At 43.5% G+C, this 8,340-nt stretch carries 4 protein-coding genes; all 4 read left to right on the top strand.

Annotated elements, in window-relative coordinates:
• On the top strand, window positions 1–2,463 hold a 2,463-nt coding region (gene xyl3A / locus ABZB17_RS17115), incomplete at its 5' end, for a xylan 1,4-beta-xylosidase (RefSeq protein WP_372651897.1).
• Between the two features lie 104 nt (window positions 2,464–2,567).
• Window positions 2,568–4,925: an endo-1,4-beta-xylanase gene (locus tag ABZB17_RS17110; protein ID WP_372651896.1), complete on the top strand. Its 2,358-nt coding sequence runs from the start codon at window positions 2,568–2,570 to the stop codon at window positions 4,923–4,925.
• 29 nt (window positions 4,926–4,954) lie between these two features.
• Window positions 4,955–6,325 carry a glycoside hydrolase family 43 protein gene (locus ABZB17_RS17105; protein ID WP_372651894.1) on the top strand — a complete coding sequence of 457 codons (1,371 nt, stop codon included), beginning with the start codon at window positions 4,955–4,957 and terminating at the stop codon, window positions 6,323–6,325.
• A gap of 48 nt (window positions 6,326–6,373) precedes the next feature.
• Window positions 6,374–8,340 (top strand): cellulase family glycosylhydrolase (locus ABZB17_RS17100; protein ID WP_372651892.1); only part of this gene is annotated, 1,967 nt, incomplete at its 3' end.

Below are 8,340 nucleotides of genomic sequence, written 5' to 3'. Positions count from 1 at the left end.
GAAGAAAAAGCAATATTGATGTGCGACCAGTCGGATGCCATTCCGAGACTCGGAATCAAAAAATTTAACTGGTGGAGCGAAGCATTGCACGGCTATGCCAACAACGATAATGTAACTGTTTTTCCGGAACCCATTGGAATGGCGGCTTCGTTTAACGATGAATTGCTGCTTCAAATTTACGATGCCGTTTCGGATGAAGGACGGGCCAAATACAACGAATGGATCAACGCCGGAAACGAAAACAAACGATTTTTGAGCCTTTCGGTGTGGACACCAAACGTAAATATTTTCCGTGATCCGCGCTGGGGACGTGGACAGGAAACCTATGGCGAAGATCCATACCTGACTTCGCGCATGGGCGTTTCGGTGGTGAAAGGTTTGCAGGGACCGGCCGATGCCAAATACCGCAAATTGCTGGCTTGTGCAAAACACTTTGCCGTGCACTCGGGGCCGGAATGGAGCCGACATGAGCTCAACCTCAATGATATTAGTCCTCGCGAATTGTACGAAACGTATTTACCCGCTTTTAAAGCATTGGTGCAGGATGCCGATGTGCGCCAGGTAATGTGTGCTTATCAGCGCCTCGACGATGAACCTTGTTGCGGAAACACACGCCTTTTGCAGCGCATATTACGCGACGAGTGGGGCTATCAGTACATGGTAGTTTCAGATTGCGGTGCTGTTACCGATTTTTTTACAACACACAATGTCTCGTCCGATGCGGTGCATGCAGCCTCCAAAGCGGTTTTGGCCGGTACCGATGTGGAATGTGTTTGGGAAAATTATCCATATATGAATCTTCCCGAAGCGGTTGAACGCGACCTGATAAAAGAAGAAGTTATTGATAAAAGCGTGGTGCGTTTGTTAACCGGGCGTTTTGATCTGGGCGATTTCGACGACGATGCCATTGTTCCCTATGCTCAAATTCCGCCATCGGTTTTAAACAACGAAAAACACCGCCAACTGGCACTCGACATGGCCCGGCAAACCATGACACTTCTTCAGAATAAAAACCATGTGCTGCCTTTATCAAAAAAGACAAAAAAGATTGCTGTGATTGGCCCCAATGCCAACGACGAACCTATGTTGTGGGGAAACTACAACGGAACTCCGGTTCGCACTATTTCTATTTTGGAAGGCATTAAAACCAAACTTCCGGAGCAAAAAATACTATACGATAAAGCTTGTGATTTGGTAGAAGATAAAGTAACCGAAAGTTATTTTAACCAGTGCAGTTTTGAAGGCTTACCGGGTATTAAGGCCAGGTATTGGAACAACCCCGACCGTGAAGGCGAGGTGGTAACAACTGACCAAATTGTAAACCCGATTAAAAAGACCACAGCCGGACAGCACGAATTCGCCTCGGGCGTTAAACTTGAAGGATTTTCGGCCATTTACGAAACAGAATTTGTTGCTAAATCAAGCGAGGAAATTGTGTTTAAAGGCGGTGCCACCGGGCATTATGAATTGTTGGTAAACGGCGAAACAATTTCCCAATACGACAACTGGAGAACACTTCCTTCGCGAATTCCATATCAGCTGGAGGCCGGTAAAAAGTATAAAATCGAAATTCGCTATGCACAGTTGAATAATTGGCAGGCAAATATTGAATTTAATTTCGGTAAAGAAATGGATGTGGATTATACTGAACTCATCAAAAAACTTAAGGATATTGAAACCGTGGTATTTGTTGGTGGTCTTTCCGGAAATCTGGAAGGAGAGGAAATGCCGGTTTCGTACCCCGGTTTTAAAGGAGGCGACCGTACCAATATTGATTTACCTGCAGTTCAGCGAAACTGTTTGAAAGCTTTAAAGGAAGCAGGCAAAAAAGTAGTTTTTGTAAACTGTTCGGGCTCTGCAATCGCTTTAATGCCCGAAACCGAAACCTGCGATGCCATTTTACAAGCATGGTATGCCGGCGAATCGGGCGGTCAGGCCATCGCCGATGTGCTTTTTGGCGATTATAATCCTTCGGGAAAACTACCGGTTACTTTCTACAAAAGTTCCGATCAGCTGAATGATTTTGAGGACTACTCGATGAAGGGGCGCACTTACCGTTACATGGAAGATGCCTTGTTTTCTTTTGGTTTTGGCCTGAGTTATACCGATTTCGAAATTGGTGAAGCCAGCCTAAGTAAATCAACGGTTGGTGCCGATGAAACCATTCAAATAACAATTCCGGTTGCCAATAACGGAGATTACGACGGAACCGAAATTGTACAGGTGTATGTGCGTAAAGTGGACGATATTGAAGGTCCGATAAAAACCTTGAAAGGTTTTAAACGCCTTGAAGTGGCAAAAGGAAAATCGAAGGATGCAGTGATTGATTTGCCACCGTCTTCTTTTGAATTTTACGATTGGGCGCAACGCAAAATGACTGTGACTCCGGGGCAGTATGAAATACTGTACGGAAACAGTTCAGATGCAAACGATTTAAAGAAACAGACAGTCACTATTCAGTAATCCTGTTAAGGCGTTTTGCTTCATCAAAAATGATGTGGCAGTGGAAAGAGGTGGAGTAATACCCGAAGTTGGAGATTTCCATTAACAATTGACGATAGAAGTAGATGAAATACAATAGAAATTATACAAAGAACATTCAGCGACGAATTATATACCTTGTTTTCCTGTTCGCTGCAATGCTTATTTTAGGGAAAGAAACTAAGGCTCAGTCTTACGCAGCCTGGTATCAGGACGCTCAGGAAAGAATTGATACACTTCGAAAAGGCGATTTTGGTATTAAAATAATTGATAAAGACGGCAACCCGTTTACAGGAGATGTATCGGTTCGTATGAAAAAACACGAGTTCCCGTTTGGTATTGCTTTCGATTTTTATGAAGGCGCTGCAAGCATGGGAAATTCATACAGCACCACTGCTGCTGTTCAGGCCGCCACCGATGCTAAAATATACCAATCCGAACGGTGGAGCGATTACCTGGCTTACGCCATTCCGGCAGAAAGTGGTAAAAACTATAAGCTTACCTTAAAATTTGCTGAGATTTATTTTGGCTCAGGCAATTCGCGGGTATTTAATGTAAAGGTTGAAAATCAGTTATTTCTCCAGAATTACGATGTCTACACCGAGGCCGGAGGAAAAAATATAGCTGTTGATACGGCTCTCACCATTTTGGCCACCGATAACCAAATAAATATTGAATTAACATCCGTTACCGATAATGTTGCAATTAAAGGAATTCAACTGGAGGAAATTGGAGGGACACAGGTAACACGAATCAATTGCGGGGGCCCGGAATTAACCACCGGCGATGGGAATTCCTATCAAAGCGAGCAGGGATTTTTTGATCCTGATGTAAATACAGTTGCCTCAGGTGAACAGTGGATGAAGGCAACCATGTACAAGTATTTTAATTACGGAGTTACGGGAAATTCGTTCAAGTGGAGTGGTGTTCAGCCCAATCATTCCACCCCTAATTATTCCAATTTCGAGAATGCTCTCCGCTGGACCCAAAAAGTAGGCTGGAAGATACGAGGCCACAATTTACTTTGGGGAGGCGATGATGCACATTCCACCCCCGACTGGGTTCGGAACCTGCCAACGACAGAGGCCTTTGTTGATACCTGTAAAATGAGAGTTATCCGCGATGTTTCGCGTTATAAGGGGCTGATATCAGAATACGATGTTGTTAATGAACCTTTATCCGGTCATGCCGACTGGATGCGAAATACGCATGGCGATTCCATTATATGGAACAGTTTTAAATGGGCACGTTCTGCCGATCCTGATGCTGACCTGTATGTAAACGATTACAATGTAGAATACAATTGGGGACAAGCCGCAGAATACCGCGATTTAATCCTTGAAATTATTGAAAACGGAGGACCAATTACCGGAGTAGGCATGCAGGCACATTTTTGGGATTGTTGCCGGCCAAACGTTGATGAACTGGTAAAAAACATCAACATTATTGCCGAGACCGGTTTGCCAATAAGGTTAACTGAGTACGATTTTGGTGGTAATCTCACCGAAGCAGAACAGGCCGAAGATCTAATTAAAGTATTGACAATCGCATTTTCGCACCCATCGGTTAACGGAATGATAAGCTGGGTTTTGAAAGACTCTGATGATGACAGTGGCTGGCGTCCGAGTTCAGGATATTTCAATTGGGATTATACGCCAAAATTAGCTGCCGACACCTTGTTATATTACACTCAAAAGTTGTGGGCTACCAATTTCGATTCACAGGTAAGTAGCACAAGCCCTCTTGATTTTAACGCCTACTACGGCGATTACGAGATTGAAGTGGCTTTTGGCGATACCGTTAAAGTATTTACGGTACCATGTCTTAAAGAGAATCAAGATTCGGTTTTTACGCTGTATGAAAGCAATGCAAAACTAAAAGGGCCTCAGCTTTTAAAGGCCACATTGGAAGCTGATAATTTGGTAAAGCTCGAATTTGATAAGCCGATTGATAACAGCTCACTGGTTCGAAGCCAGTTTAAATTCTTTTCAACTGATGGAATCGGGCTCGACAATGTTGAAGCTGATCCGTATGATGAGAAAGCTATTCTTTTACAACTTGACAGGAACACAGTCCGAGATAACTACCATACTGTAGCTTACTTCCCGGGAAGTTTGCAGGCCACCGATGGAAGTTCTGCCGACGCATTCGGGCCGGAGAAAATTGGTAATCAAGAAACACAGGTAGGAATAGCGCTTGAAAAAGACCTTGAAAACGAACTGAGAGTATTCCCGAACCCGGCAACAACGGTGTTAAATGTCGAATACACGGAAGCTCCTTACAAAGTAGCGGTTTACAACAGTATCGGAGTGCTTGTACATTCCCTGGTAAGCTCAGAACCGCTGATAAATATTAATATAGACAGCTATACAAAAGGATTATACCTGGTTCGGATTACCGATACCGAAAGTAATGTTATAACCCGAAAAGTGATTGTAAATTAAGTTTTTAACCGTTTTATAATTCAATTAAAATGAAAACAAAGTTTAGCCTGGTTTTATTCATCGCATTGTTTCTTGCAACGGTGGGCTACGCACAAAACCCCATAATTCAAACTTATTACACTGCCGACCCGGCACCAATGGTGTACGATGGTACGGTATATCTTTATACGAGTCACGATGAGGATTCAACAGTAAATAACTTTTTTACCATGTACGACTGGCGTTGTTATTCGTCAACCGATATAGTAAACTGGACCGATCATGGTGCAGTGGCTTCGCTGAAAAGTTTTGCTTGGCTCGATAAAACAAATGGCGCATGGGCACCACAGTGCATCGAACGAAACGGAAAGTTTTACCTCTATGTTCCCATACACGGAGAAGGCATTTCTGTATTGGTTGCCGATTCTCCAACCGGTCCGTTTACCGATCCGCTCGGAAAACGTATGATCGAAACAGATCACATCTGGCAGGACATTGATCCTACCGTGTATGTCGACGATGATGGCCAGGCGTATTTGTACTGGGGAAACCCAAAGTTGTGGTACGTGAAGTTAAACGAAGATATGATTTCATACGACCAGAGTATCGGGCAAAATGGAGTTGTTTCAACCGAAATGACTACTGAAGCTTTTGGTTCGCACAAAGGCCGCGACGGCGAACCCGGTCCTTCATATACCGAAGGCCCCTGGTTTTACAAACGCAACAATTTGTACTACATGGTGTATGCCGCTGCCGGTATTCCCGAGTACATTGCCTACTCCACTTCAGCATCGCCCGAAGGGCCGTGGACTTACAAAGGATTTGTTATGGAAAGAGCGCCACACCTGGCTTTTACAAACCATTCAGGGATTATCGATTTTAAAGGAAACTCCTACTTTTTCTATCACAGTCAGGAATTATCGGGGGGCGAAGGATTTAAACGATCAACAAGTGTGGAACAGTTTGAATACAATGCCGACGGGACCATTCCTGTAATTGTACCAACAAAGGAAGGCGTAACTACAAGTGTTGAAAATCTGAATCCGTTTAAACGTGTTGAAGCCGAAACCATTGCCTGGTCGGAAGGACTGAAAACAAAATCGGATGAAACAATTGGTGTTTATGTAAGCAGTATCGATAACAACGATTTTATAAAAATACGAAGTGTTGATTTGGGCAAAGGAGCCAAAAAGTTTGAAGCCGGTGTTGCTTCTGCAAAATCAGGAAGTATCGAAATTCGTATCGATGAAAAAGACGGTGAATTATTAGGAGTTCTTTCTGTTACAGGCACCGGAGGAGAACAGAACTGGAAAACACTTTCAACCAAAATAAAGGAGGCCAAAGGTGTTCACGATGTTTACCTGGTTTTTAAAGGTGAAGACAAAGACTTATTCAATTTTGATTGGTGGCTATTAAAATAAGAGACCTGGTAAAATAAAACGAAGCAAAAACAGACTGAGGATATAAAGATGAAGAAGAGTTTAGTGTGGGGCGTAGTGTTGATGATTTTTATGCCAATTAACCATCTATTGGCGTGGGATGGAATGCCAATGCCAAAACTTCATGTAGAAGGACGTTATTTAAAAGATTCTACGGGGCATATTGTAAATCTGCATGGATTTGCACAAACCTATTCGCCCTGGTTTAACGAGCGAAATACCCAATGGAATAACTACGATGTTCAAGCGTGTTTGAATTACAATCAGCAGATTATCGATGATATTTTAACAGCCGGTTGGGAAATGAACTTTGTTCGTTTGCACATGGATCCGTACTGGAGCAATACTCCTGGCTGTTCAGGCCGTTACGAAGGTGAAGAATGTTTTAGCGAAACGCGTTTTGTAAAATACCTCGACGAGGTTTTTGTACCCATGGCCGAATATGCGGTTTCAAAAAGTTTGTATGTGGTTATGCGTCCGCCTGGAGTGTGTCCCGAAAAAATTGAAATTGGTGGTGTTTACCAGGAATACCTGCTTAAAGTATGGGATATTGTAGCGCAACATCCTAAATTGAAAAATAATCCGAACATCATGTTCGTGTTGGCCAACGAGCCTATTAAAATACTTGGCCCCGACGGAACATACGGATCAGGAACGCAGGGGCATTTCGATAATCTGAAAACCTATTTTCAGGCCATTGTTGATACCATTAGAGCCAGCACAGATAACATACTTTGGATACCGGGGCTGGGATGGCAGTCGCAATATGCGGGTTATGCTATTAACCCCATCGAAGGAGAAAATATTGGTTATGCCGTTCATGTTTATCCGGGCTGGTTTAACAGCGGAAACGGATACGAGCCCTTCCAGAGAGGCTGGGACGAACAGGTTCAGCCGGTGGCCGATTTTGCCCCGATTATGGTAACCGAAATGGACTGGGCACCGGAGAAATACGAGTCCTCGTGGGGTAAAGATATTACAGGTACTGCGGGCGGCGAAGGTTTTGGTGCCAACTTTAAAAAGATTACCGATGAATGTGGCAATGTAAGCTGGTTGCTTTTTACAGACCCCAATTTACTGGCCGATTTTACAGGCATTGCTCCGGCAGCCGGCGAAGAGTATACTTTTTTGAACGATCCCGAAGCTTGTCCGTGGCCAATTTATCAATGGTTTAAGGACTACAGACAGGAGTACGATTTTGAAGGGGCATCAACTGATTATTTAACGCTTACTGATCTGATTGTGGAAAATGGCGAGGCCTTATCGGTGATGACAAGCAGTTCAACAAGTTTAACTGTCAACGCAGTTTTTGCCGACGGACACAAGGAGAATATCAGCTCTCTTGCAGAATATTCGATTGACAAGCCCGAAATTATACAGGTGTTAAGGGGACGAATTCATGCGCTTAAGGACGGTGAAGCAAATATCGTAATTTCTTACACCGGACCGGGCGGAAATAAATTGCAGGCAACTATACAGGTTAATGCCAGCACATTCCCGTTAACCAACGAAGTGTTTAATCCCAATATCTGGGAAAACGGAAGCTTTGACGAAACAAGCGGTACACTCATTACCGGCCAATATGGTTTTGGAGGTTGGTACTACAGTAATGGTGTCGATCTTTCAAACTATAAATACCTGGTGGTGAAACTGGGAAACACAAATGCCTGTGGGTTTTCATTCCGATTATACGACGAAAACAGCTACTGGACAACACCCGGAATATACGATATTGGTAACGAAGATCAGGTGGTGGTTTCGCTTGATAATATGTACAAAGACGGAACAACAACCAAAATGGATCCCTCACATATTTATTATGTTGGTTTCTGGTCAACCGGTGGTTGTCCGCTAATCATCAATGATATATACCTCACTAACGACGAAAATTACGCAAAGCCTACCGGAATATATGATCTTTTTCCTATCGATTCAGAACCCGAATTTGTGGACGTTTACACCATTACCGGGGCGAGAATACGCTCGCAAGTAAAAAG

This window comes from Draconibacterium sp. (genome assembly GCF_041583095.1).
Classification (GTDB): Bacteria; Bacteroidota; Bacteroidia; order Bacteroidales; family Prolixibacteraceae; genus Draconibacterium.
The sequence above is the reverse complement of the archived record's forward strand: the minus strand, read 5'-3'. Positions and strand labels throughout refer to the sequence as shown.

Coding starts and splice junctions, on each gene's coding strand:
- ABZB17_RS17110 (WP_372651896.1), top strand. CDS start 2,568: ATGAAATACAATAGAAATTATACAAAGAACATTCAGCGACGAATTATA.
- ABZB17_RS17105 (WP_372651894.1), top strand. CDS start 4,955: ATGAAAACAAAGTTTAGCCTGGTTTTATTCATCGCATTGTTTCTTGCA.